27 protein-coding genes are annotated in these 24842 nt (G+C 63.6%); 17 read left to right on the forward strand and 10 right to left on the reverse strand.

Features of this window, described 5'->3' with window-relative positions; translation table 11 throughout:
- The first annotated feature begins 77 nt into the window (after positions 1-77).
- From ACMGF8_RS12285 to ACMGF8_RS12305, 5 genes are all read left to right on the forward strand, one after another.
- Positions 78-1505, forward strand: coding sequence for an MFS transporter (locus tag ACMGF8_RS12285; RefSeq protein ID WP_416759781.1), 1428 nt, complete (start codon positions 78-80; stop codon positions 1503-1505).
- Complete coding sequence (locus ACMGF8_RS12290; RefSeq protein WP_180988526.1) at positions 1498-2850, forward strand: LLM class flavin-dependent oxidoreductase; 1353 nt, start codon at positions 1498-1500, stop codon at positions 2848-2850. The genes ACMGF8_RS12285 and ACMGF8_RS12290 overlap by 8 nt, the downstream gene beginning before the upstream one ends.
- Before the next feature lie 63 nt (positions 2851-2913).
- Complete coding sequence (locus ACMGF8_RS12295) at positions 2914-3252, forward strand: YegP family protein (RefSeq protein ID WP_102861551.1); 339 nt, start codon at positions 2914-2916, stop codon at positions 3250-3252.
- 262 nt (positions 3253-3514) lie between these two features.
- Positions 3515-4159, forward strand: coding sequence for a hypothetical protein (locus ACMGF8_RS12300; protein WP_102861552.1), 645 nt, complete (start codon positions 3515-3517; stop codon positions 4157-4159).
- The gene (locus ACMGF8_RS12305) at positions 4159-4698 is read left to right on the forward strand and encodes a hypothetical protein (protein WP_102861553.1); all 540 of its coding nucleotides are present in this window, start codon (positions 4159-4161) and stop codon (positions 4696-4698) included. Before ACMGF8_RS12300 ends, ACMGF8_RS12305 begins: the two co-directional genes overlap by 1 nt.
- Positions 4699-4767: 69 nt before the next feature.
- On the opposite strand, the gene ACMGF8_RS12310 is transcribed toward ACMGF8_RS12305, so the two are convergent.
- On the reverse strand, positions 4768-5655 hold the full coding sequence (locus ACMGF8_RS12310) for a dihydrodipicolinate synthase family protein (RefSeq protein WP_102861554.1): 888 nt from the start codon (positions 5653-5655) through the stop codon (positions 4768-4770).
- Positions 5656-5686: 31 nt separating this feature from the next.
- Positions 5687-6469, reverse strand: coding sequence for an aldolase (locus ACMGF8_RS12315; RefSeq protein WP_102878683.1), 783 nt, complete (start codon positions 6467-6469; stop codon positions 5687-5689).
- Positions 6470-6630: 161 nt separating this feature from the next.
- Here ACMGF8_RS12315 and ACMGF8_RS12320 point away from each other — a divergent pair, with 161 nt between their 5' ends.
- Entirely contained in the window at positions 6631-7173 is a 543-nt protein-coding gene (locus tag ACMGF8_RS12320; RefSeq protein ID WP_102861556.1) for a helix-turn-helix domain-containing protein, read from the forward strand.
- Positions 7174-7261: 88 nt separating this feature from the next.
- Here ACMGF8_RS12320 and ACMGF8_RS12325 read toward each other — a convergent pair whose 3' ends face one another.
- Positions 7262-8281, reverse strand: coding sequence for a DUF4917 family protein (locus ACMGF8_RS12325; protein ID WP_250329391.1), 1020 nt, complete (start codon positions 8279-8281; stop codon positions 7262-7264).
- Positions 8282-8438: 157 nt separating this feature from the next.
- Between ACMGF8_RS12325 and yiaY the strand changes: the two genes are divergently transcribed.
- A complete protein-coding gene (yiaY, locus tag ACMGF8_RS12330) occupies positions 8439-9587 on the forward strand; it encodes an L-threonine dehydrogenase (RefSeq protein WP_102861557.1) in 1149 nt (382 codons plus the stop codon).
- Between the two features lie 51 nt (positions 9588-9638).
- Here yiaY and ACMGF8_RS12335 read toward each other — a convergent pair whose 3' ends face one another.
- Together ACMGF8_RS12335 and ACMGF8_RS12340 are read right to left on the reverse strand one after the other, a co-directional pair.
- Positions 9639-9923: a type II toxin-antitoxin system RelE/ParE family toxin gene (locus ACMGF8_RS12335; protein ID WP_416759786.1), complete on the reverse strand. Its 285-nt coding sequence runs from the start codon at positions 9921-9923 to the stop codon at positions 9639-9641.
- Entirely contained in the window at positions 9913-10152 is a 240-nt protein-coding gene (locus ACMGF8_RS12340) for a CopG family ribbon-helix-helix protein (RefSeq protein WP_092320301.1), read from the reverse strand. The genes ACMGF8_RS12335 and ACMGF8_RS12340 overlap by 11 nt, the downstream gene beginning before the upstream one ends.
- A 200-nt stretch (positions 10153-10352) precedes the next feature.
- Between ACMGF8_RS12340 and ACMGF8_RS12345 the strand changes: the two genes are divergently transcribed.
- The 8 genes from ACMGF8_RS12345 to ACMGF8_RS12380 all read left to right on the forward strand — a co-directional run bounded on the left by ACMGF8_RS12345 (position 10353) and on the right by ACMGF8_RS12380 (position 17474).
- Positions 10353-11090, forward strand: coding sequence for a hypothetical protein (locus ACMGF8_RS12345; RefSeq protein ID WP_102861558.1), 738 nt, complete (start codon positions 10353-10355; stop codon positions 11088-11090).
- A gap of 10 nt (positions 11091-11100) precedes the next feature.
- On the forward strand, positions 11101-11832 hold the full coding sequence (locus ACMGF8_RS12350) for a hypothetical protein (protein ID WP_102861559.1): 732 nt from the start codon (positions 11101-11103) through the stop codon (positions 11830-11832).
- A gap of 3 nt (positions 11833-11835) precedes the next feature.
- Positions 11836-12252: a fosfomycin resistance glutathione transferase gene (gene fos / locus ACMGF8_RS12355; protein WP_102861560.1), complete on the forward strand. Its 417-nt coding sequence runs from the start codon at positions 11836-11838 to the stop codon at positions 12250-12252.
- 126 nt (positions 12253-12378) lie between these two features.
- Positions 12379-13017, forward strand: coding sequence for a LysE family translocator (locus ACMGF8_RS12360; RefSeq protein WP_102861561.1), 639 nt, complete (start codon positions 12379-12381; stop codon positions 13015-13017).
- A 108-nt stretch (positions 13018-13125) separates the two neighbouring features.
- Positions 13126-14475, forward strand: a complete 1350-nt coding sequence (locus tag ACMGF8_RS12365) for a GGDEF domain-containing protein (protein WP_207167204.1) — start codon at positions 13126-13128, stop codon at positions 14473-14475.
- A gap of 157 nt (positions 14476-14632) precedes the next feature.
- Positions 14633-15157 carry a DUF4142 domain-containing protein gene (locus tag ACMGF8_RS12370; protein WP_115581777.1) on the forward strand — a complete coding sequence of 175 codons (525 nt, stop codon included), beginning with the start codon at positions 14633-14635 and terminating at the stop codon, positions 15155-15157.
- 250 nt (positions 15158-15407) lie between these two features.
- Positions 15408-16493: a type I restriction endonuclease gene (locus ACMGF8_RS12375; protein ID WP_102861564.1), complete on the forward strand. Its 1086-nt coding sequence runs from the start codon at positions 15408-15410 to the stop codon at positions 16491-16493.
- A 207-nt stretch (positions 16494-16700) separates the two neighbouring features.
- Positions 16701-17474: a GNAT family N-acetyltransferase gene (locus ACMGF8_RS12380; protein ID WP_102861565.1), complete on the forward strand. Its 774-nt coding sequence runs from the start codon at positions 16701-16703 to the stop codon at positions 17472-17474.
- A gap of 7 nt (positions 17475-17481) precedes the next feature.
- Here the strand turns inward: ACMGF8_RS12380 and ACMGF8_RS12385 are convergent, their stop codons facing one another.
- From ACMGF8_RS12385 to ACMGF8_RS12405, 5 genes are all read right to left on the reverse strand, one after another.
- On the reverse strand, positions 17482-18258 hold the full coding sequence (locus ACMGF8_RS12385) for an AraC family transcriptional regulator (RefSeq protein ID WP_102861566.1): 777 nt from the start codon (positions 18256-18258) through the stop codon (positions 17482-17484).
- Between the two features lie 113 nt (positions 18259-18371).
- Positions 18372-19640 (reverse strand): NAD(P)/FAD-dependent oxidoreductase, encoded by a 1269-nt coding sequence (locus ACMGF8_RS12390; RefSeq protein WP_102861567.1) that lies wholly within the window; start codon positions 19638-19640, stop codon positions 18372-18374.
- On the reverse strand, positions 19637-19870 hold the full coding sequence (locus ACMGF8_RS12395; protein WP_102861728.1) for a (2Fe-2S)-binding protein: 234 nt from the start codon (positions 19868-19870) through the stop codon (positions 19637-19639). The genes ACMGF8_RS12390 and ACMGF8_RS12395 overlap by 4 nt, the downstream gene beginning before the upstream one ends.
- Positions 19867-20988 (reverse strand): NAD(P)/FAD-dependent oxidoreductase, encoded by a 1122-nt coding sequence (locus tag ACMGF8_RS12400; RefSeq protein ID WP_102861568.1) that lies wholly within the window; start codon positions 20986-20988, stop codon positions 19867-19869. The genes ACMGF8_RS12395 and ACMGF8_RS12400 overlap by 4 nt, the downstream gene beginning before the upstream one ends.
- Entirely contained in the window at positions 20985-21917 is a 933-nt protein-coding gene (locus tag ACMGF8_RS12405) for a 4-hydroxyproline epimerase (RefSeq protein ID WP_102861569.1), read from the reverse strand. Before ACMGF8_RS12405 ends, ACMGF8_RS12400 begins: the two co-directional genes overlap by 4 nt.
- Positions 21918-22181: 264 nt before the next feature.
- Between ACMGF8_RS12405 and ACMGF8_RS12410 the strand changes: the two genes are divergently transcribed.
- On the forward strand, positions 22182-23102 hold the full coding sequence (locus ACMGF8_RS12410) for a dihydrodipicolinate synthase family protein (protein WP_102861570.1): 921 nt from the start codon (positions 22182-22184) through the stop codon (positions 23100-23102).
- A gap of 143 nt (positions 23103-23245) precedes the next feature.
- Positions 23246-24817: an APC family permease gene (locus ACMGF8_RS12415; RefSeq protein ID WP_102861571.1), complete on the forward strand. Its 1572-nt coding sequence runs from the start codon at positions 23246-23248 to the stop codon at positions 24815-24817.
- Positions 24818-24842 lie beyond the last annotated feature (25 nt).

Genomic DNA, 24842 nt, shown 5'->3' on the forward strand with positions numbered 1-24842 from the left:
GATGCAGGACTCAAGGGCCTGTTCGCCGGCAAGCGGGCGCCTGCAGAGCGGTTTTTTTTGACTGACAAGGAGTTTCCATGAGCGTTTTTGCGCAACAGCAACGCAAATGGTGGGCATTGCTCGGTGTGAGCATCGCCAGTTTTCTCGGCTGTGTGGATTTCACCATCGTCAACACTGCGCTACCGGCGCTGCAGGCCGATCTCGGGGCTTCGGTGGACAGCCTGCAGTGGGTGATCAACGGCTTCATCCTGACGCTGTCGAGTTTCATGGTGCTGGTGGGGCGCCTGGCCGACCTGCATGGACGCAAGCGGGTGCTGTTCATCGGCCTGAGCGTGTTCGGCCTGGCGTCCCTGGCGGCCGGACTGGCGACGCAGATCGACACCCTGATCGGCGCGCGGGTGATCCAGGGGCTGGCCTGCGCGGTGCTCTACACCGCCTCCGGGGCGATTGTCTCCAGCACCTTCGACAGCGCCGAACAGGGCAAGGCCTTTGGCGTGCTGTTCGGGGTCAACGGCGTGGGGCTGGCTGTCGGACCGGTGCTGGGCGGGCTGATCACCAGTGGTTTTGGCTGGCAGTGGATCTTCCTGATCAACGTGCCTTTCGTGCTGCTGAGTCTGGGCATCTGCAGTTTCAGCGTGAAGGAATCGCGCTCGGCCGAGGCCGGTGCGCGGCTGGATGGCTGGGGCGCCTTGCTGTTGCTGATCGGCTTGCCGAGCCTGGTGCTGGTGATCGTCCAGGGCGGGGCCTGGGGCTGGGGTTCACGCCTGACCCTGAGCCTGATCGCCGTGGCGCTGCTGGCTCTGGTGGCGTTCCTGGCGGTGGAGAAAAGAGTGGCGGCGCCGATCATCGACCTCAAGCTGTTCGCCAACCGGCGCTTTGTCGCCGGGGTCGCGGCCAGTTTCGGCCTGGCGCTGTTCTACTGCGTGGCGTTCTTCGTCATGCCGCTGTACCTGGCGCAGATCCGTGGCGAGTCGGTGCAGGCCAGCGGCCTGCTGTTACTGCCCACCACCTTGGGGGTGGCGTTGCTGTCGCCGCTGGTGGGACGGCTGGTGGACCGCAAGGGTCCGGCGCTGTTGATCAAGACCGGGCTGCTGCTGTTCGTGCTGTCGGCGCTGTTGCAGGCCGGGTTCGACCGCCAGACGTCGCTGGCGTATCTGCTTGGCGCCTTCGTCATCATGGGCCTGGGTTGGGCCAGCATTCTCGGGCCGTCGACGGTGCTGGGGATTTCCTCGGTGCCCCAGGCAGTGGGCTCGGTGGCCATGGGTTCGCTGATGACCCTGCACAACGTCGGCGGTGGCGTGGGGCTGGCGGTGGGGGTGGGCTTGTTCCACTACTTTTCCGCGACGCCGCTGGACGATGCCCAGGGCGCCTTTCTCAACGGTTATCGCGGGGTGATGCTGTTCTTGGCATTGACGACGCTGCTGGTCTGGACTGCGGTCAGCCTGTTGCTGCGCGCCGCGCCGAGTCCGGTGGCGGCGGCCGAGGAGGGCGCCAGCCATGGCTGAGCGCGGCGGGCAGATGGGGCTGGGGGCCTTTCTCTCCGGCTCCGGGGCCCACGGCGGCAGTTGGCGCCATCCCCGGGCGGATGCCGATGCCTCGTTGAATTTCCAGCGCTACCGACACTACGCCCAGACCCTGGAGCGGGGCTGTTTCGACGCGCTGTTTCTCAACGATAACGTGGCCGTGGGGGATCTCGATCCGCGGGTGCTGGCTCGCAGTTCCCACAGCCTGCGCTGGGACCCGCTGACCCTGCTGCCCGCCCTGGCGGTGGTGACCCGGCACATCGGCCTGATCGCCACCGCCAGCACCACCTACAACGAGCCCTACAACCTGGCGCGCAAGTTTGCCTCGCTCGATCACTTGAGCGAGGGCCGGGCCGGCTGGAACCTGGTGACGGGGCTGATCGGCGGGGAGAACTTCAATCACCCCGAGCCCCCCAGCCATGCCGAACGTTATGCCCGGGCCGAGGAGTTTTTCGCGGTGGTCAGCGGCCTGTGGGACAGCTGGGCCGATGACGCCTTCCCCCGGGACAAGGCCAGCGGCCAGTGGTTGCAGCCGCACAGGATGCACCTGCTGGAGCACCGTGGCCGGCACTTCCAGGTGCAGGGACCGTTGAATGCGCCGCGTCCGCTGCAGGGCTGGCCGGTGATCGCCCAGGCCGGGTCTTCGGGCCCGGGCTGTGAGCTGGCGGCCCGCTGTGCCGAGCTGGTGTTCACCGCCCAGACCGACCTGCAACAGGCCAAGGATTTCTACGCCAGGCTCAAGGAACGACTTCCCCATTACGGTCGCCATGCCGGGCAGTTGAAGATCTTCCCGGGGATTGCGCCCACGGTTGGCCGGACCCTCAACGAGGCCGAGGAGAAGTATCAGCAGTTGCAGGAGCTGCAGGACCCGCAGGCCCAGCTCAGGGCGCTGTCCTACTTGCTGGATCTGGGCATCGATCTGTCGACACTGCCCCTGGATGCCCCAGTGCCGCTGTTGGCGGATGCGGCCCCCACCGAACGCCACAAGAGCCGCCGGCAACTGGTGGTGGATCTCGTGCGTCGGGAGCGGCCAACGCTGGCGCAGCTGCTGCGCAGCCTGTCCGCCAGCGGACACAAGGTACTGGTGGGGACGCCAGGGCAGATCGTCGATGAGCTGGCGACCTGGTACGAGGAGTACGCCGCCGATGGCTTCAATGTGCTGTTCACCCACCTGCCGGGGGCCATCGACGACTTTGTGCAATTGATCACCCCGGAGCTGCAACGCCGGGGCCTGTTTCGCCAGCGTTACACGGGGCGCACCCTGCGCGAACACCTGGGGCTTGCGCGAGTGGAAAACCGATTTTTCAGTCATCGGGGCAATGGCTGAATCGCGCAAAGAGTCTTTACTTTCAAGCCGCAACGCCCATCAATCAACGCAAGGAACAACAGCATGTCCGGATGGTATGAGTTGAAGAAAAGCAGCAACGGTCAATTTCGTTTCGTGCTCAAGGCGGCCAACGCCGAGACCATTCTCACCAGCGAGCAATACACCACTCGCGCGGCCGCGGAGAACGGCATTGCCTCGGTGCAGGCCAACAGTCCCCTGGAGGAGCGCTACGAGCGCAAGAGCACCAAGGACGGCCAGCCCTATTTCACGCTGAAGGCGGCCAATCACCAGATCATCGGCAGCAGTGAAGCCTATTCATCGGAGGCGGCCCGGGACAAGGGCATCGCCAGCGTCAAGGCCAACGGTCCGAGCCACAACATCAAGGACCTGACGGGCGCCTGAACCCGGTTCGACAAGGTCTTTGCCGCTTGGCCCGATCAGGGGCCAGGCGGCCTTGCTGCAGCGCCATCGGCCCTGTGGCAGCGGGTCGCCCGCGATGGCGGCGGGCTTGGGTTCGAGCCCCTGACGGGCGCCAGCCGATTGGCGACTGAATTCTGGCGAAATGCCATCACTTGTTTTATCCTCCGCGCCCGTCAACGGGCGCTCGGCAGGCCTGGCGCATGGGTTGACGTTATCGATCATTGTCCAAGGGATCTGCGACCTCATGATTCGCCCTCTCGTATTACTCGCCGCGCTGCTGGCGCTGAGCGGTTGCTACAGCCTGTCTTCCACGAAAATCGCCGAGAGCATGCGCCCCGACTCGCAGTCGGGGGTGGCCTATGTGGTGGGCGTGGTGGGCATCTGGCCGAAGGCGGTGCACACCGCCAACGAACAGATGCTGCTGATTCGCCCACGAGGCGGTGAGGGCTTCGCCTCGGCACGCTTGTACAACCAGATCTACGGCCGCACGCCACGGGATGTGCGCGAGACCTGGCACGGCATCGGCAGCCTGTTCGTGATGCCGCTCAAACCCGGGCGCTACGAGATCTACAACCTGCACTTTGACCGCGGCAACGCCACCGCCTGGAGCCGCGAAGACTTCTCCATCCCCCTGGAACTGGAAGCCGGCAAGGCCTATTACGTTGGTGATTTCCGCGCCGGCTGCCTGTCGGCGGCAGGGGCCAAGTGCGTGTTTCTGCACAGTGACCATCTGGAGCGCGACGCCGCCCTGGTACGGGCCAAGTACCCGCAGGTGCCGAGCCTGCAGCGGGTCGATCTAGAGAAGATGGAAGACGTCACGTCGCTGATCGTCAAGGAGCAGGGACCCAAGGCGTCAATGCTCAAAGCCATGCTATCGGGGGATCTGTAATGCGCAGTCGGTTGTGGTTGTGGTTGTTGCTGGTGCTGATGCTGGGACTTGGCGGTTGCCAGACCAGCCATAGTCTCAAGTCGGCCGAGGTGGATTATCAGCAGCGGTTGCCAGCGATCAGCGTCAGTGTGATGGGAGCCATCCCTGCCGGCCTGATCCGTGACGACCTGCGTCGTCGTGGCACCTTCGAGCAGGTGCAGCCGGGGTTCAGTGCCGATGGCTACAACGTGATCGTGATGGCCGACAGTGACTACTTCGGCTGGCAGAACATTCCCATGGGGCTGCTCAGTGCGATGACCTTTTTTATCGTGCCGGGGCGCGTCACCTGGGACAGCCAGGTGATGTTCCATGTCAGCCGTGGCGACCAGCCGCTGGCCAAGTATCGGGTCAGCAATCAGACCCGTTCCTGGCGCGGTTGGGCCAATCCTGATGGCAGCCAATACCAGCATGTGCAGCGCATCACCGACGACTTCATCGCGCAGATGCTGCAGAACCCGCAGTTCAAGGCCCAGGCCCCTGTGGCGCAGAACAGCCACTGAGCCACGCGTGAACGCGGCCCATGGCAAAGCCCGGACGGTGTCAGCCGCCCGGGCTTTTTGCTCAGGGTTTCAAGCCAGGGTATGCAGCAGCCTCTGCAACTGTTGGCGTGCGCCCTGGTCCAGGGCAAACACCGGCCGGCGCGGCTCGCCGGCGTTCAGCCCGGCCAGTTCCAGCCCGGCCTTGACCGTGGCCGGCAAGCCGCCCTTGAGGATGAAATCCAGCAGCGGCAGCTGGCGGTAGAACAGCTCCCGGCCGCGCTGCAGGTCGTTGTCCAGCAGCGCCTGGTAGAGGTCGAGATTGAGCTGCGGGATCAGGTTCGCCGCCGCCGTGCACCAGCCGCTGGCACCCGCGGCGAAGGCTTCCAGGGCCAGCGGGTTGCAGCCGTTGTAGAACGGCACCTGGCCTTCGCCCAGCAGGTGCAGCTTGTGCATGCGCTGGATGTCGCCGGTGCTTTCCTTGACCAGGGTGACGTTCTCCACGCTGTGGAAAATCTTCAGGATCAGCTCCACCGACATGTCGGTGCCGCTGGTGGCCGGGTTGTTGTAGAGCATGATCGGCACGCCGATGCTGGCGCCGATGGCCTGGTAGTGGGTGAGGATCTCGGCTTCGCTGAGTTTCCAGTAGGAGGTGGGCAGCACCATCACCACGTCGGCGCCCCGGGCTTCGGCAAAGCGCGCGCGGCGGATGGCCTTGGCGGTGGTCAGGTCGGAGACGCTGACGATGGTCGGCACGCGCTTGGCCACGTGGCGGATGCTGAACTCGGCGACTTGGTCCCATTCCGCGTCGCTGAGGTAGGCGCCTTCGCCGGTGCTGCCCAGGGGCGCGATGGCGTGGACGCCGGCGTCGATCATGCGGTCGATGGAGTGCCCGAGGGCATCCAGGTCCAGGCCTTCGCCGTTAGGGCCGAAGGGGGTGACGGTGTAGCCGATGATGCCGTGGATCTTGGTGGTAGGCATGGTGCAACTCCTGCAAGGCATAGGGGGTGGATCAGTTCAGGCAGTCGGCGTGTTTTTTCAGGTTTTGCCGAGCGTAATAGTTGAAGGCGGCGCCGTGGCGCTTGGGCTTGGAGATCCAGTCGTGGGCTTCACGACCCAGCTCCGGGAGGATCGGCTTGATGGTGCCGGCGGCCATGGCCAGCAGTTGCAGCTTGGCTGCGCGCTCGATCAGTTGGGCGATGACGCAGGCTTCCTCGATGCTGGCCCCGGTGGACAGCTGACCGTGGTGGGAAAGCAGGATCGCGCGCTTGTCGCCCAGGGCCGCGGAGATGATTTCGCCTTCTTCGTTGCCCACCGGCACCCCGGGCCAGGCTTCGAGAAAGGCGCAGTCCTCGTACAGCGGGCAGAGGTCCATGTGCGACACCTCCAGCGGCACTTCGAGCATCGACAGCGCGGCAACGTGGGTCGGGTGGGTGTGGATGATGCAGTTCACGTCTGGCCGGGCGCGGTACACCCAGCTGTGGAAGCGGTTGGCCGGGTTGGGCATGCCGTGGCCTTCCAGGACTTCCAGGTCTTCGTTGACCAGCAGCAGGTTGCTGGCGCTGATTTCATCGAAACCCAGGCCCAGTTGCTGGGTGTAGTAGGTGCCGGGCTGCGGACCGCGGGCGGTGATCTGCCCGGCGAGGCCCGAGTCGTGACCGTTCTCGAACAGAATGCGGCAGGTCAGGGCCAGCTTTTGCCGGTCGGTCCACGTATTATCCGCCAGGGTGTTTTGCATCTGGGTCAGGGCTTGCTTGATCAGTTGGTCCTTGGGCAGTGCTAATGTCTTGGCCATATCGGGGTCCTTGGTGAGGGTGCAATGGACGTCGGGTTTGCACTTCACCTGTTACTTGCAAGGTTGTTGGGTGAATGCGAATGACACTAAAGAGGCTATATGACACTTTGTGTCATTGGCAAGCGCCAATCGTTGTTTTCTAGATGGATTAATCGCTCCACATGTCTATCCGTTTGAAATTATTGAGAAAAAAACTTGGCGTGACCCTGGAGGCCTTGGCCGAAAAATCCGGGATGACCAAGAGTTATCTGTCGAAAGTCGAGCGTGGGTTGAACACCCCGTCGATCGCGGCGGCGCTGAAATTGGCCAAGGCGCTGAACGTCAAGGTCGAGGAACTGTTCGCTGAAGACAGCCTCAGCCTCGACAGCTACAGCCTGGTGCGCAGCGATGAGCGCCAGTCACTGGCGGCCAACGACCAGACCCCGGGCTATGCGGTGCTGGCCCATCAGGTCAGCGAGCGCAACCTGCTGCCGTTCATCATCTACCCGGCCAAAGAGTTCAGTGACAAGACCTTCAAGGAACACCTGGGGGAGGAGTTCCTGTTTGTTCATGAAGGCCAGGTGGAAGTGGATTTCATGACCGAGCGGGTGATTCTCAACCGTGGCGACGCGCTGCACTTCAACGCCCAGAAACCCCACCGCATCCGTTCCCTGGGGGATGAGCAGGCGCAGTTGCTAGTGGTGGTACACAGCAACGAAGAATGAACCCCGACCACTTCCTGTAGCCGCTGCCGCAGGCTGCGAACGGGCCGCAGGCCCGCAGCGATCCCAAGGACTCCCGCGCCCGGCGCAATCAGCGTTCCACGGGCACCGACAGGGCCGGGTTGCCCAGGGCGTGGGTCTTGGAATCGAAGAAGCGCAGGTTCAACTCCAACCCTTCGAACAGCTTGGCGTAGTGGCGCTTCTGGTGCTGGATGAACGCCGCGCTGCGCGGGTAGATGGAGATCGCCAGGGTCGTGACGGCCGACTGGCGGATCGCCTGCACCAGGTGCTGGTCCTGGGGGCCGAGGTTGTGGCCGAAGATGCACAGGGCGCCGCTGTGGTCCAGCAGTTGCTGGTAGCAGAACGACAGGTAGTCCGAGCTGCGGATGGTCTTGAGCTTGTCCGCCAGGGGCCCTTCGCTGACGAACAGCGGCACGTCGTCCAGGGTCTTGAGGGTGTTGTTGATGGCGAAGCTGCCCAGCAGGGTGCCTTCGGTGGAGCTCAGCTTGCGCGCGCTGCCGTCCAGGTTGCGCACCAGGTGCAGGCCGCCGTGGAGGTAGAGCAAGCGGGTAGCGGCGCTGGAGGTGGTGCCCAGTGCGAAGGCCGGATCGGCGCCGTGAAACAGGTCATCGATGCCTTGGTTGTCGTGCTGCACCGCCCAGTAGTTGAGCAGGTCGTAGTTGCTGGTGAACACCGTGGGATAGCGTCGCAGTTCCTGGTTGATCGCCGACAGGCTTTGCGGCTGTACCAGGCGCCAGGGGATGTGCACCGCATGCACGGTGTTGATCAGGGCTTCCTTGATCGCGTAGTAGCGGTTGCGCGGCGCCGCCGAGCTGACGGCCAGGGCCTTGTTGACCCGGCTGGTGGTTTTCAATGCGCCCAGTACCTGTTCGAAGCTGCGGGTCTGCAGGGCTTCGAAGACGCTGAGCTCGGACTGGCTCAGGGGCTTTTCTTCCACTGTGCGAGCGTTTTCGAACAGCGAGTCGTAGGCAAAGTCTTCCCAGACGGCACGGCTGGCACCGTTGCCGATCAGCAGGCCATTGAACGGTGTGCTCGTGCCCAGGGCGTTCCAGTCTTCAAGTTCGGCGTCAAATTCCTGGAAATCCGTCATCGCGGTCATTGGTCTCAAGGCAGAAGGTCATCAGGGCGCCGACTTTATCACGACCGACCCTTGAGCCAGATCAAGATCGCCCGTGACCGATGAGTCGATCCTGTCGGGCAGACATGAATCGACACCCCGCATTGGGCATTCGCCTGGAGACTTCCTCATGAGCAGCACCTTCTTCATCCCAGCCGTCAACATCATGGGCATCAATTGCCTGGACGAGGCCATGAGCGCCATTCGCAATTATGGGTTTCGCAAGGCGCTGATCGTCACCGACGTCGGCCTGGCCAAGGCCGGGGTGGCGGGCATGATCGCCGAGAAGCTGGCCATGCAGGACATCGATTCGGTGATCTTCGATGGCGCCAAGCCCAATCCGAGCATCGCCAACGTCGAGCAAGGGCTGGCGCAGTTGCAGCAGTCGCAGTGTGATTTCGTCATCTCCCTGGGCGGCGGCTCGCCCCATGATTGCGCCAAGGGCATTGCCCTGTGTGCAACCAACGGCGGACACATTGGCGACTACGAAGGGGTCGACCAGTCGAGCAAGCCACAACTGCCGTTGATTGCCATCAACACCACCGCTGGCACCGCCAGCGAGATGACCCGCTTCTGCATCATTACCGACGAGTCGCGCCACGTGAAAATGGCCATCGTCGACCGCAACGTCACGCCACTGCTGTCGGTCAACGATCCGGCGCTGATGGTAGCGATGCCCAAGGGCCTGACCGCCGCCACCGGCATGGACGCCCTGACCCACGCGGTGGAGGCCTATGTGTCCACCGCCGCCAACCCGATCACCGACGCCTGTGCGCTCAAAGCCATCAGCATGATCAGCGCGAACTTGCGCCAGGCGGTGCACGACGGCAGCGATTTGCTGGCCCGGGAGAACATGGCGTATGCGCAGTTCCTCGCCGGCATGGCCTTCAACAACGCGTCCCTGGGCTTCGTGCATGCCATGGCTCACCAGTTGGGCGGTTTCTATGACCTGCCCCATGGCGTGTGCAACGCGGTGCTGTTGCCCCATGTGCAGAGCTTCAACGCCAGCGTCTGTGCCGAGCGCCTGACCGATGTGGCCCACGCCCTGGGCGCGGATATTCGAGGCTTCAGCCCGGAGGAGGGAGCCCAGGCGGCAATCGCGGCGATTCGCGCCTTGGCTCGGGACGTGGAAATCCCCGCCGGTTTGCGGGAACTGGGCGCCAAGTTGCAGGACATTCCGCTGCTGGCGGCCAACGCCCTGAAAGACGCCTGTGGCCTGACCAACCCGCGTCCGGCGGATCAACGGCAGATCGAAGAGATTTTCCGTAGCGCGTTTTGAGGAACGGGTAGGTCCGTTTCGCTGGCAAGCCAGCTCCTACAAGTGAAGCGTTCACCAACGTGCCGGGGGCTGACGGCGGGTATGGAAAACTCGCAGAATCTGTAGCCGGTCCCCGCGCACCCGGTAGGGAATTAGGTAAGGCCAGCCCGGCACTACCCATTCCCGGGTGCCGGGCAGGCGGCCTTCGCGGCCACTTGAGGGGAACCGGGCCAGTTGCTCGATACTGATCAACAGCGCCCTGACAAATTCCCCGGCGGCCCGGGGATCGTCCTGGGCGATATGACGGGCCTCAGCGTCCAGGTTGTTCAGGGCGCTGCGTAGCCATTCAATGCGCATTGTCGGTCCACTTGCCGGCGATGGCCGCCACTTCTTCGGCACTGGCGAAGTCACCTGCGTCGGCCTCGTTCAGGGCCTTCTGGATTTCCTCGATTTGCCAGGCTTCCCGCGCCAGGTATTCACGCAGGGCGTCCACGGCGAGAAACGACTTGCTGCGTCCGGTGGCTTTTGCCAGCAGGGCCAGAGTTTCAGCAAGTTCATCGGGCAAGCGCAGGGACATGATGGACATGGCAGTCTCGTTGTAGTGATGTGTAATACAGCATATTACCTCGTCATACCCTAGCCCAGGTCCGGCCATTCGTCAGGCCTGCAGTTGTTACAAGGCAAGGTCACTCCCACGCGCGTGCTCCCAGCGTTGAAAGCGTCGACGGGGCAGAGGATAGTGCGACCTGAAATCGCGCTGTATCCGCCTGTCACAAGGAGTCGTGAATGTTCCGTCGCTCTTCTTTGATCCCGCTTCTGGGCAGCCTGGCGCTGCTGGCCGGCACCACATCCGTCGCGGCCCAGTGCCTGCCGCCGCCCCGCAATGCCGAGGTTCCGGGCTTTTCCCTGTGCAAGGACTGGCCGGCCTTCGACGACCAGAGCATCAGCCTGCTGTCGGAACAGGTCCCGGACCCCAGCGACACCGGCAACGGTGACGGCACCTACAACCTGCAACTGGCGGTGCTGGACCGCAACAGCGGCAAGCCCCTGGCCAGTTACAGACAGCCTGTGGCTTTCGTCTCCGACGCCTTCCGCCTGGAGAGCGTGAAGCTCGACACCGGGCGCTTCCAACTGGCGCCACAAGTGCGGGCCTTTGGGGTTCGGGCTGCGTTCGAGGGCTCGTCCCGGGTCAACCCTTTCAATCAGGTCTGGCTCAGCCTGTATGTGCGCGAAGGCAGCACCCTGCGCCCGGTGCTGGAGAAGTTCCTGGCCCATTCCTACAACGGCGAATGGGATGGCCAGTGCGCCGGCGAGGGCACTGAAACCACGCGTACCCTGGAGATCGCCAAGACCCGCAGCCACGGTTATGCCGACCTGATCGTGCGTTCGGTCAGCGTCAGTACCCGGAGCGAAAAAGTCGGGGAGGAGTGCCAGTCCAAGTCCGTGACCACCAAGCCGGTGCTCATCACTCTGCATTACGACGGCCAGCGTTACGTGCTGCCCAATGGCTACAGCGGTATCTGAGGGAGTTTTGATGAAGTGGCTTGAGTCATGCGGCCTGGGCCTGGCCCTTTGTGCCGGGTTGGGGGGTGTCACGGCGGCGCAGGCGGGGTGCGACAACACGACGGGTATTCCCGGAGAGTTCTATGTCTGCAAGCCCTGGCCCGCAGAGCCGGAGCTGAGCATCAGTGCCCGGGCGACGCCCATGCCCGGGAGCCAGGCTGGCGACGTCAGCAGCTACAGCCTGGACGTATCGCTGCAGGACATCGACTCCGGTTGGACCCTGGCCAGCAACTACAAGGATAGCGCTCTGTTCTCCGATGCCGTGGCCCTGCAGGGGCTGCAGATCGACACCGGGCGCTACCGTTTGAATAAAGAGCAGCGAGCCTTTGGCCTGCGGGTTCTCTATCACCACAGCTCCAGTGCCATGCCCTACGAGAAAAGCGTGCTGACCCTGTATCGACGTGAAGACAAGGAAGTCCTGCCGCTGCTGGAAGGATTGGTGATGGATGAGAGCCACGGCGAGTTTGGCTGGGGCAGTGAGTGCGAGGGCCGCTCCCGGACCCTGCACCGGACCCTGGAAGTCGGCAGTGGCCAGCGCAACGGTTACGCCGATCTGATCGTGCGTACCCGTGAAGTCAGCACCAGGCATTTCAAGGGCCGTGATGGCTGTGAAAGCCGTGATCTGCCGCCCAGGAACACGCTGGCGACCCTGCATTATGACGGCCAGCGCTATGCGCTGAGCAAAGCCCTGAAAGGACAGTAATCGATGCTCACCGGCCTCAATCACCTGACCCTGGCGGTCAGCGACTTGCCCCGCAGCCTGGCCTTCTATCACTCGCTGTTGCAACTGCGTCTGGAGGCCACCTGGGATGCGGGAGCCTACCTGTCACTGCCGGGACTATGGCTGTGCCTTTCCCTGGACCCGCAACGGCGGGCACCGGCGGTTGCCGATTACACCCATTACGCCTTTGGCGTCGGCGCTGTGGATTTTGCAGCGCTGGTCCAGCGCCTGCGTGAGGCGCGAGTGCCGGAGTGGCGCGACAACCGCAGCGAGGGCGCGTCGTTTTATTTTCTCGATCCCGATGGGCATCGACTGGAAGCTCATGTCGGTGACTTGGCTTCGCGATTACGGGCCTGTCGCGAACATCCTTACGCCGGGATGCGCTTTTACCCCGTCGACTGAGGCGCCGCTACCGGGAAGCAGCTGACGAAAGCCGCTGGTGGCAAGGTGCCTTGATCGTGCAGAATCCGCCAGATTCGTTCTGTGCCTGGCGTTGCCGTGAGGTGCATCCGTTCTGGAGTCTTGCTGATGACCTCATCGCTGTTGCTGGCTGTTATTGCCTCGGGTTTCATTTACGCGATCACCCCCGGGCCCGGTGTCCTGGCGGTCTTCGGTATTGGCGCTTCCCGTGGTCGACAGGCTGGCGCAGGGTTTCTCTGCGGGCACTTGCTGGGGGATGTGGTCTGGTGCAGTACGGCACTGATCGCCATTGTCGGCGCCCGGGAAATCGGCAGCGACGCCTTCAACATTCTCGGGGTGCTCAGCGGTCTGTACCTGTTCTGGCTGGGGCTGCGGGCGATCCGCAGTCGTGGTGGCAATGGCGATGAGCCTCAGGGTGCAGCGCGCAATCCGTTCTGGCACGGGATCATCTTCGGCCTGACCAACCCCAAGGCTTATCCGGTGGCGGTGGCGACGTTCACCGCCCTGCTGTCCAGTCGTGCGGAGCTGCTCAGCTGGTCCATGCTTCCCGGCCTGATTGCCCTGAGCTTCCTGGGCGGTCTCGGCGCTTACGCTATTCTCATCGGCGTGGTGGGGGCGCGGCAGGTACGCAGTTGGTATCAGCGTCACGAGCTGGCGATCACCCGGGTCTGCGGGGTGATGTTCATCGGTTTCGCGATCAATGCCCTGCTGCATGCGCTGCCGGGGCTGATCGGCAACAAGGCATAACGCCGCTCGCGGAGTGCGAGGGTGGTGTTCAGCCGGTGTTCGTCACTGGCTGACCGGGCTCAAGGGATGGGTACTCAGTGCATTTTTCATGGGTAGTAGCTTTCTCTGATGGCAACCAAGAACTCCGCGCCTCTGGCGAGTTTCATCGATCTGCTTCTGGACGTCGTGTGCGCCGTAGATAGCCAGGGTCGTTTCGTATTTGTCAGTGCCGCCTGCGAGCGGGTCTTCGGCTACACCGCCGACGAGCTGATCGGCCGGCCGATGATCGAGCTGGTGCACCCGGCCGATCGTGAGCGCACCCTGCAGGCCGCCCGGGAAATCATGGGGGGCGTGCCCAAGCCCAATTTCGAGAACCGTTACCTGCGCAAGGACGGGCGGGTGGCGCACATCCTCTGGTCGGCGCGCTGGTCGGAAGTGGATCAGTTGCGCATCGCCGTGGCCCGGGACATTACCGAGCGCAAACAGGCTGAATCGAAACAGGCGGCGTTGTATGCCATTTCCGAAGCGGCCCACGCCACCGAGGACCTGCTGGTGCTGTTCAAGCATGTGCATCGGATCATCGGTGAGTGGCTGCCGGCGCTCAATTTCGTTCTGGCGCTGTACGACGAGCGCAGCGATAGCCTGAACTTTCCCTACCATGTCGATGACTGCGAAAGCAGCCCGGAACTGCCCGGGACCCTGATCGGGCGTTTCTGCGCGCAGGTGCTGCGGCACGGCCAGTCCTTGCTGCTGGCACCGGAGTGTCCGTCGAGCCGGGATTTGTGGAACCAGTTCGCCGTCGTTCAAGGTCCTCGCTGCTGGTTGGGCGTGCCACTGAATTCGCAGAAGGGCACCATCGGCGTGCTCATGGTCAAAAGTGCACCCGGTGCCCGGGGCTACGGGGAGGCAGAGCTGGAATTGCTGCAGTACGTCAGCGCCCAGCTCGCCGCGGCCATCGAACGGGCGCAACTGCATGCGCGCCTGCACTACATGGCCGAGTACGATCAGCTGACTCACCTGCCTAACCGTGAGCTGCTGCGCGAGCGCTTGCGTTCAGCCCTGGCTCGGGCCCGGCGCGACTCGGGACGCATGGCCTTGCTGTATGTCGACCTGGACAAGTTCAAGGAGGTCAACGACACCTGCGGGCATGCTGTGGGCGACATGCTGCTGCAAGCGGTGGCCAATCGCCTCAAAGGCTGCGTACGGGAAACCGACACCGTGGCACGCATGGGCGGTGATGAGTTCGTGGTGCTGCTGGAGAGCGTGCAGCACAGCGACGATGCCCAGCATGTCGCCGAGAAGATTCGCCACGCGCTCAACGAGCCGCTGCGCCTGGATGGCCATTGGCTGAATATCCTGCCGAGTATCGGCATTGGCCTGTACCCCGAACATGGCCTGGAAGAAAAGCAGCTGTTCAAGCACGCCGATGAGGCGATGTACGCGGTCAAGCGCGAGCGCAAAAGCCGCTCCAGCGCCTGAGGTCCAGGCCAGGGGCGAGGCTCTGCTTCCGGCCTGAACGACTCGCCATTCGTCGTACCACCGGCGATTTTTCTAAACCTTTGCGGCTTCGGGTTTTCCCTATGCAGGCGGGTGCTGTGGCTCCCGCCGTACTGACTTGCAAGAGGAGACTCCCAGCATGAACCCCATGGCCACCATCCTCGGTCGTGCCGGCCTGGCCCTGCTGCTCGGCCTTGGCGCCAGCAACGCCCTGGCCCAGTCCCCCGCGGCCTTTATCGACGACGCCTCGGCCAAGGGCATGGCCGATATCGAAGCCAGCCGCCTGGCGCATCAACACACCTCGTCCAGGGCGGTCAAGGAATACACCATTCAGGTGATCAACGATCGCACCACGGCCAACCAGCACCTGGCCAAAATCGCCAGGCAACTGGACCTGCCGGTGGCCCCCCGAGAGCAGGTCATGGACCAGGCCAAGCGCTTGATGCCGCCGCTACCCGAGGGGACGGATTTCGACCGTGCCTATGCCGCCAACCAGATCAAGGCCACTGAAGCGGCGATCCGACAGATCCAGCAACAGGCGCAAACCAGTGACGTGCCGCAACTCAAGGCCTTCGCCGAGGAAACCCTGCCCAAGCTGGAGAACCACCTGCAAATGGCCAAGGCCATCCAGGCTGGACGTCACACCGAGCGCTTGGATGGTTGAGTGATGATCAGCCACTCCTGATCGTTGGAGGAGTGCAAAGCGGCTGTTCAGCGTTCCTCCCTCACCTCTGTCTGTCTATGAGACTTGCTGATGCATCATTGATGTCGTCCGCGGTTTAGTGCTGCCCTTGACTGAAGTGCGCCTCACTTGATGTGGATGTCTGTCTAGGTGACGGTTTGTGTCTAGTATCTATTGGCGGTCAAAGTGCCAGCACGCTAACTCACGGATCGGTATCAGTCAGAGGTCGCTCATGGAATTTTTCGAAAAACTAACCAGTCTTGCTGCCAAGGTGCGCTTGCAAGGCGCAGCCATTCAAACTGAAGAGGCAACGAAGAACGCTTTCGTCATGCCCTTTATCAATACGGTTCTGGGTTATGACGTCTTCGATCCCATGGAGGTGACCCCTGAATTCGTCTGTGATGTTGGAACCAAGAAGGGCGAGAAGATCGATTACGCGATCATCAAGGATGGAGAGGTGCAGATACTCATCGAGTGCAAGAAAATCGGTGAGCCGCTGCACATCAATCATGCTTCTCAGTTGTTTCGTTATTTTCATGTCACCAGTGCGCGCATTTCCATTCTTACTAATGGTCAGGTCTACAAGTTCTTCACCGATCTGGATGCGCCGAACAAGATGGATGAAAAGCCCTTCCTTGAACTTGATCTGCTGGATATCGACGAATACTCCGTCCCTGAATTGATCAAGTTGACCAAGTCGGCGTTTGACGTTGAATCGGTTCTTAGTGCAGCGGGGGAGTTGAAGTACGTCAGCCAGATCAAGAAGGTCATTGCGTCTCAGGTGAGCAAACCCGACGACGACTTGGTGAAGGTTTTTGCGTCCCGGGTCTATGAAGGTGTGATCACTCAAAAAGTGCGGGAGCAGTTTTATGAATTGACCCGCAAGGCGCTCGGTCAGTTTCTCAATGACCAGATCAATGATCGTCTCAAGTCGGCAATGAGTGGCTCCAGCCAGGTGGTCATTAATCAGCACTCGGCACCTATCAACGATGTGCAGGAGACCACTGAGACGGACGGATCTGAGGAAAAGATCTTCACTACGCTGGAGGAGCTGGAGGCGTATCACATTGTGCGGGCGGTGGTGCGTTCAGTGGTTGATGCCAAGCGTATTGTCCAGCGCGATACCCAGAGCTACTTCGGTATTTTGCTCGACGATAACAATCGCAAGCCCATCTGCCGTTTGCATTTCAATCGAGCCCAGAAGTACATCGGCATTTTCGACCAGGACAAAGTCGAGACACGTCATCCGATCAGTTCCGTCGACGAAATCTACGAGTATGCGGATCACTTGAAGAAGACTGTGGGTTATTACGAATAGGCCATCCGTGCGCTGAGAACTGCACTGTTGCAGCTCATGTGGCGGCGGAACTCGCCACATGAGCAAGGCGCTCCGCTTTTTGCTTACACCTCAGAACATCCCTTCGCACAATAAAACAGGATTGTGCTGGAGCCGCTGGGCCTGTGGGCTTAACGTGGCCCGGGTCAGGCGGCGCATGGCGCGTCGCGAGGCTCAAGGAGGTAGCAGATGGCGCAGGTGCCCAGCGCGTCGATCATCGATCTGTATCACCAGGCGGAAGACTATTTCTTTGTTTCCATCTCGCAGTTCCATCGGCGCTTCGGCGCCGATCTGAGTGCCTATTGCACCGGGCTTGAAGCCAGCAGCCTGAATCTGTTGATGATGAAGGACCGGCCTGGCGACAACAGCGAGCAACTGGCCGAGGGCGTGGCGTTCCTGCAGCGCACCGGCATGCCGTTCTGTGTGGTGATCCCTCAGGCGCAGGTGTCGCGGGTCAGTCTGCAGTTGCAACAGCAGCACCTGATGGCCGCGGACAAGACCACTTGCATGGTGCTCGATCTGGCGACCTACGAAGCGCAGGAGGTATCGGCGCCATTGGCGGATGTGCGTTGCACCGATGAGCATCTGGAGGATTGGGGGCTGCCGGTGCAGAGCGCGTTCGAGCCCGATGGCGGAGGCATCGAGCTGTACCTGGAGCGGCACCGGGCGGCGTTGCTGGCCGGCAGGTCTCTGCGCCATTTCACTTTGTATGTCGACCAGCGTCCGGTCAGTGCCCTGACGCTGTCCCTGGGGCCAGGGGTGGCGCGGCTGGATGATATCGGCACTTTGCGCGAGTGCCAGGGGCGGGGCTATGCCACGACGCTGATCCACTCGGTGCTGCGCCTGATCCAGGCCCAGGGCGCGAAAATCTGTGTGCTCGAGGCCTCTCTCGACGGCCTGTCGATCTACCGCAAGGTCGGCTTCACGGGCTTGTTCGACTATTGCACCTTCTGCCAGGCGTAAGTCCTGGCTACGTCGTGGCGTTGAGCCGGAACTGCCGTGGGCTGAGTCCGGTCAGGGACTTGAACTGCCGGCTGAAGGCGCTGTGATCGGTGTAGCCGCATTGCAGCGCCACCTCGGTGATCGGCTCCTGGGTCAGCAGCAGCCGTGAGGCGTGTTCCAGGCGTGCCTTGTGGATCATCTGCCGGGGCGTGAGGTGGAAGATGCGCTTGCAGTAGCGCTCCAACTGCGCCGTGGACAGGTTGGCGATGCGGGTCAGATCCTGCAGGCGGATGGCTTCGCTGTAGTGCTCGCGGATATGCCGGTCCACGGCCGCCAAACGCTCGTAGGCCGGATGGGTGTCACGGGCTGCCTGCAGGTCCAGGGAGATGCCGGCCATGCCGATGATCTGTCGGTCGTGTCCATACAGCGGCAGTTTGTGGGTCAGGCACCAGCCGGGTTCACGGCTTCCGTACAGGTGCAATTCCAGTTGGCCCTTGATGGTGATGCCCTGGCGCAGCACGCGCTGGTCCTGCTCGGTGTAGACCGGGCCGAGCACCGCCGGAAAGACTTCGGCGGAGGTCTTGCCGAGCAATGGCCGGATGTTCTTGAAGCCGCAGCGCTGGGCCAGGGTCAGGTTGGCGATCAGGTAGCGGGCCTGCAGGTCCTTGATGAAAAACACGGCGCTGGGAATGCAGTCCAGCAGGGGGGTGATCGGGGCCATGCTGGCCAGCAGGCTGTTGATGTCCCCGAGGGATTGGGCGGCGATGGCCCTGGGCAAGTGGTGGAGCTGTGCGCTATCGATCATCGTCGGCCTCTCTCTAGGGGGCTTGGGGGATGGGTCTGTGTCGATAAAGCCAGGGGGTACAAAAGGGCTGTGCAAGCTGGCCGGGTGTTCCCGGCCAGGGTGGGTTCAGGGGCTCAGTCTGCGGCGTCGTGGCAGGTCTCGTCGAGCATCAGGGTGGCGAGCCGGGCCGGCACCAGCGGCGTTCGCGGGGCCACCATGGGCCAGTTGAACAGGCGCTGGGCGGCGCTGGCGCAGATTCGGCCCTGGCAGGCCCCCATGCCGCACCGGCTGTGCAACTTGGCGCTGGGCCAATCGGCTGCCGCCGCCACCGCAGCGTAGGGCACATCTTCGCAACGGCACAGCAGCGTCTCGGGTCGGGCCAGTTCGAGGATCTGCGGCTGCAGCTCGAAGTGACGCTGCAACTGCCTGGCAAAGGCCTGCCAGTGCTGGCGCTGGCGGATCAGGCCGGCGGCGCGGGCGCTCTGGCCGCTGGCCACGCAGCCGGCAATCTCGCCTTCGATCAGGGCCAGTTCGCTGCCACCGATGCCGGTGCATTCTCCGGCGGCAAGGACCTGGGGCAGGCTGCTGCGCTGCTGCTGGTCGACCGCAATGGCGCCGTGTTCCAGGTGACAGCCCAGATGGCTGGCCAGACGGGTATTGGGCACCAGGCCGAAGCCGCAGGCCAGGTAGTCGCAGGGGATTTCCTCGCTGCGCCGACCCTGGCGGATGCGTACCCCTTGCAGGTGCCGGTCCCCCAGGGCCTCCACCACATGGGCGTTGCAGCGGTAGGCCGGGGTGGCCAGCTTCAGGGCCTGGGCCAGCTTGCTTGGCCAGCGCCACAACTGGCCGGCGAAACCCAGCACGGAGGCTGCGGTGGTCTGTTCCAGCACCCGCACCACGCGGGCGCCGGCCTGGCGTGCGGTGGCGGCGCTGGCCAGCAGCAAGGGGCCGCTGCCGGCGATCACCAGGGTTTTTCCATTCACCTGCAGGCCATTCTTCAGCAGGGCCTGCAGGCCTCCGGCACCGGTGACCCCGGGCAGGGTCCAGCCGGGAAAGGGCAGCAGCAGTTCCTGGGCACCGCAGCACAGGATCAGCTGTTCAAAGTCCACCTGCCAGGCCTGTTGCGCGTCCTCCAGCAACAGGCGCTGCGGGCCCAGGGCGGCGATGATCCGGGTGGCGCTAAGGTAGCGCAGCGTCGGGTGCTGCAGGATCTTGAAGCGCTCGGCCTGGAGAGCGGTGGGCGGGTGCCCGGGGCCATTGCGCCAGATCTGTCCGCCGGCCCGCGGGTTGTCGTCGATCATCAGGATCGAGGTGGCGCTGTGGCTGGCGGCCTGGGCGGCGGCGAGTCCCGCCGGGCCGCTGCCGACTATGACGATCTGGCAGTGCAGGCGTTGGGCGCTCATTGGCTGCGCTCCACTTGCATGCCATCCCGGCACAGGGTCTGGCAGGCCAGTTGACGGTGACCGTCGATGGTCATCCGACATTCCTGGCAGATGCCCATGCCACAGAACGGCGCTCGTGGAGCACCGCTGCAGGCGGTGCGGGTATAGGGCACGCCGCTGTTGGCCACAGCGGCGGCCACCGTGAGGCCGCCGCGGACCTCCAGCGCTTGCTGATCCAGGTAGATGATCACGGGCATTCTCCAGTCAGGGCGGCGAAGCGTCCGGGCAGATAGGGGCGCGGGTCGATTGCCGGGCATTCGCAGAGCATCAGGTCCACCAGCAGCCGCGCGCTGCCGGGGGCGGTCGTCACGCCCAGGCCTTCATGGCCAACGGCCAGCCACAGGCCCGGTTGTTGCGGGTGTTCACCCAGGATCGGCAGGCCGTCCGGGCTGGCGGCGCGAAAGCCGGTCCAGGCGCGGATGCCGTTGAGCGTTGCCAGCTCTGGCAGGTATTGCACTGCCCGTTGCAGCATGGGCGCCAGTACGGCCGGTTCGACTTGAGGATCGAGGGTGTCGAATTGTCGGGACGAGCCGATCAGCAACTGGCCGGTCGGACGCGGCTGGACGTTGAAGGCCACCGAGGTGCCGTCACTGGCGTGGGCACTGGCGGCGTAGCCCAGTTCGACCAGTTGATGCTGGACCTGTTGCGGGTAGCGGTCGGTGATCAGCAGGTGGCCCTTCTTCGGCCGCAGGGGCAAGGCCGGCAGCAGTTCCCGGGCGGCGAAGCCGTTGGCCAGCAGCACCCGGGGGGCGCGCAGGACCCGGCCGTCGTCCAGCTCCAGCTGATCGCCGGCCACCCTACGCACATGGCCGCACTGGCGCTGGATCAGTGGATGGCTGCTGAGCATCCAGTGGGCGGTGGCCGGGGCGTAGAGAATGCCGTCTCCGGGGATCTTCAGGGCGCCGCCCAGGCCCGGGCGCAGCATCGGCTCCAGCGCCGCCAGCTGCGGGCCGTCGAGCAGGTGGCCGGTGACGCCGTGGTCTGCCAGGGTCTGCTGCTTGGCTCGCGCCAGGTCCATTTCCTCGCGGTCGGCGGCCAGCCACAGGGTGCCGCAGTTGCGATAGGCACAGGCCTCGGGCAGACGTTCGCGCAACTGCCGCCACAGGCCGATGGAGTAATGACTCAGGGCCAGCTCCGCCGGGTTGTCGTCCATGGCCACGAGATGCCCCATGCCGGCCCCGGTGGCACCGCCACGGGCGTCGTCCAGTACCTGCACCCGCAGGCCGCGGCCGGCCAGTTCATGGGCGCAGGCGGCACCGATGATGCCGGCGCCGACCACGATCACGTCGGCCTCGCCCTGGGCATTCACGAGCCGATGCCCCAGGCGAACGGGTCGCTGTCGTCGAGCAGCAAGGTCGCTTCGGCGCTGATGTGGGCGCTGCCACGCAGGGTGGGAATGATCCGCTCGCCGGTCTGCTCGTAGTGGGCGCTGAACTGACTGCCGATGACGCTGGCCTGGCGCCAGGTCTGGCCGGGAGCGAGCTTGCCGTCCGCCGCCAGGCAGGCCAGCTTGGCGCTGGTGCCGGTGCCGCAGGGGGAGCGGTCGTAGGCCTTGCCGGGACAGAGCACGAAGTTGCGGCTGTCGGCCTGTGGGTCGTCGGCGAACAGTTCGATGTGGTCGATGACTTCGCCCTCGGCCCCGGTCACCCCGGCGGCTTCCAGAGCCTCGCGCACGCGCCAGGTGAATTGAGTCAGGGCTTCGACATTGTCCAGGGCAATGTCCTGGCCGTGATCGCTGATCAGGAAGAACCAGTTGCCGCCCCAGGCGATATCGCCATGCACCGTGCCGTGCCCCGGCACTTGCAGCGCCACCTGGGTGCGGTAGCGATAGGCGGGGACGTTGCGCACGCTCACCGACAGATCGTCGTGCAAGGTGGCCTCCACCGTGCCCACCGGGGTTTCGATGCGGTGCACGCCGTAGTCGATGCGTCCCAGGTGGTACAGCGAACGCACCAGGCCGATGGTGCCGTGGCCGCACATGCCCAGGTAGCCGCTGTTGTTGAAAAAGATCACGCCGGCACAGGCCTCCCTGGCCTGTGGCTCGCAGAGCAGGGCCCCGACCAGCACGTCGCTGCCCCGGGGTTCGAGGACGCAGGCGCGGCGCCAGTGATCGTGCTGGCTGCGCAGGGTCTGCAGGCGCTCGGCCATGGAGCCACGGCCCAGCTCGGGAAAGCCGTCGATTACCAGGCGAGTGGGTTCACCTGCGGTGTGTGAGTCGATCACGGTTATTTTTTTCATGGCGGCACCTGACGGGAAAGAACGACAGAGTGGCCTTGGCGGGGGCGGCGTTGCTTGTGGGTTTTCGCTGTGGCAGATGACGAAATCAGCACAGTTTCGCCATGGCCGCTGTGGCGCTGGAGCTGCAATGGGGTGAGGGGCGAGTGTGCCGATTTCGTCTCTTGCAGGGGCGAAAAGCCTCAAGCTGCAAGGGGGATAAAAGGCGACTCTGGTCTGGGTTTTCAACGTCAGTCGGCCCGGCCGACCTCAAACAAGGACCAGACCATGAGCCGTAAAGCCATCCAATGGAGCGGTGTATTCCCCGCTGTGACCACTCAATTCAAAGCCGATTTCTCCCTCGACCTGCAGGCCACCCACCAGGTCATGCGCAACCTGGTGGACGACGGCGTATCCGGCCTGGTGGTGTGCGGCACCGTGGGGGAGAACACCTCCTTGAGCACCGCGGAAAAACTCTCGGTGATCGAAGTCGCCAAGGACGCCGCCGGCGGTCGGGTGCCGGTGATCGCCGGGGTGGCCGAATTCACTACCGAGTTCGCCCGCCATACGGTGCGCGAAGCGGCTCGGGTCGGGGTCGATGGGGTGATGGTGATGCCGGCCCTGGTGTACTCGGCCAAGCCCCATGAAACCGCGGCGCATTTTCGTGCGGTGGCCACCGGCACCGACCTGCCGGTGATGGTCTACAACAACCCGCCGATCTACAAGAATGACGTCACCCCCGAGGTGCTGATCGCCCTGCAGGACTGCGAGAACATCGTCTGCTTCAAGGACTCCTCCGGCGATACCCGGCGTTTCATCGATCTGCGCAATGCAGTCGGCGATCGCTTCGTGCTGTTCGCCGGTCTCGACGATGTGGTGGTCGAGAGCGTGGCGGTGGGGGCCGAGGGCTGGGTCTCGGGCATGTCCGTGGCCTTCCCCAAGGAAGGCGAGACCCTGTTCCGCCTGGCCAAGGAAAAACGCTTCGAGGAGGCCCTGGCCCTGTACCGCTGGTTCATGCCGCTGCTGCACCTGGACGCTCGTCCGGACCTGGTGCAGTGCATCAAGCTCTGTGAAGAACTGGTGGGCCGTGGCTCGTCCATCACCCGGCCGCCGCGTCTGGCGCTGCAGGGTGAAACCCTGGCCGAAGTCAAAGCCCTGGTCGCCAAGGCCCTGGCCACGCGCCCGAGCCTGCCGGACGTCGGCCTGTAGAAACGGGCCTGCAGGATTTGGTCGGGTGCCCTGGGTGGGGGCACCCGCTTCTGCAATACCCCATGTGCTGCAAGCGTCGAGCGGCTCCGCCGACGTGACATTCGACTTGCCTATTCCAATAACCTCAAAAAAGGCGCAGCCCCATGTCAGGCAAAGGCAAATTCAAGAAACAACTCTCTCTGGTGGACCTGACCTTTATCGGTCTGGGTGCGATCTTCGGTTCCGGCTGGCTGTTCGCGGCCAGCCACGTTTCGGCGATTGCCGGGCCGGCGGGGATCTTTTCCTGGCTGCTGGGCGGGTTCGCCGTGCTGCTGTTGGGCATCGTTTACTGCGAGCTGGGAGCCGCCCTGCCCCGGGCTGGTGGGGTGGTGCGCTACCCGGTGTTCTCCCATGGCCCGCTGCTGGGCTACTTGATGGGTTTCATCACCCTGATCGCCTTTTCCAGCCTGGTGGCGATTGAAGTGGTGGCGGCCCGGCAATACGCCGCGGCCTGGTTCCCGGCATTGACCCACGAAGGCTCCAGCAACCCGACCATCATCGGCTGGCTGGTGCAGTTTGCCCTGTTGTGCCTGTTCTTCTGGCTCAACTACTACAGCGTCAAGACCTTCGCCAAATCCAACAACTTCATCAGCCTGTTCAAGTTCATCGTGCCGCTGCTGGTGATCGCGGTGCTGTTCACCTTCTTCAAGCCCGACAACTTCCATGTCCAGGGTTTTGCCCCGTTCGGCCTGTCGGGGATCGAGATGGCGGTCTCGGCGGGGGGCATCATCTTCGCCTACCTGGGGCTGACGCCGATCATCTCCGTGGCCAGTGAAGTGCGTAATCCCCAGCGCACCATTCCCATCGCGCTGATTCTCTCGGTGCTGCTCTCGACCTTGATCTACGGCCTGTTGCAACTGGCCTTTCTGGGCAGCATTCCCACGGAAATGCTGGCCAACGGTTGGAGCGGCATCAGCAAGGAGTTTTCTCTGCCGTACCGCGACATTGCCTTGACCCTCGGGGTCGGCTGGCTGGCCTATCTGGTGGTGGCCGACGCGGTGATCTCCCCCAGCGGCTGCGGCAACATCTACATGAACGCCACGCCGCGGGTGGTCTACGGCTGGGCCCGGACCGGGACCTTCTTCAAGGTTTTCACTCGCATCGATGAAGAGTCCGGCATCCCGCGTCCGGCGCTGTGGCTGACCTTCGGGCTGTCGGTGTTCTGGACCCTGCCGTTCCCCTCGTGGGAGGCGCTGATCAACGTGGTGTCAGCGGCCCTGGTGCTCAGTTATGCGGTGGCCCCCATCAGCGTCGCGGCGTTGCGCAAGAGTGCACCGCAGCTGGCGCGGCCGTTCCGGGTCAGCGCCTTTGCCCTGCTGGGCCCGGTGTCGTTCGTGATCGCGGCATTGATCGTCTACTGGTCCGGCTGGGGCACGGTGTCCTGGCTGCTGGGGCTGCAGATCCTGATGTTCGTGATCTACCTGCTGTGCAAACGCCTGGTGCCCACCGACCACCTGAGCCTGGGCGAGCAGGTGCGCTCATCGCTGTGGCTGATCGCCTTCTATGGGCTGACCATTGTCATTTCCTACCTGGGCAGCTTCGGCGGCATCGGCGCCCTGACTCATCCCTACGACACCCTCACCGTCACTCTCATGGCCCTGTGCATCTACTACTGGGGCGCCAATACCGGAGTGCCCAGCGCCAAGCTGGTGCTGGACGGCGATGAGGTGGAATGACCACTTTCATGCAGACGAGGTTATC

The sequence above is a fragment of the Pseudomonas sp. BNK-7 genome, assembly GCF_048072025.1.
Taxonomy (GTDB): Bacteria; Pseudomonadota; Gammaproteobacteria; order Pseudomonadales; family Pseudomonadaceae; genus Aquipseudomonas; species Aquipseudomonas danubii.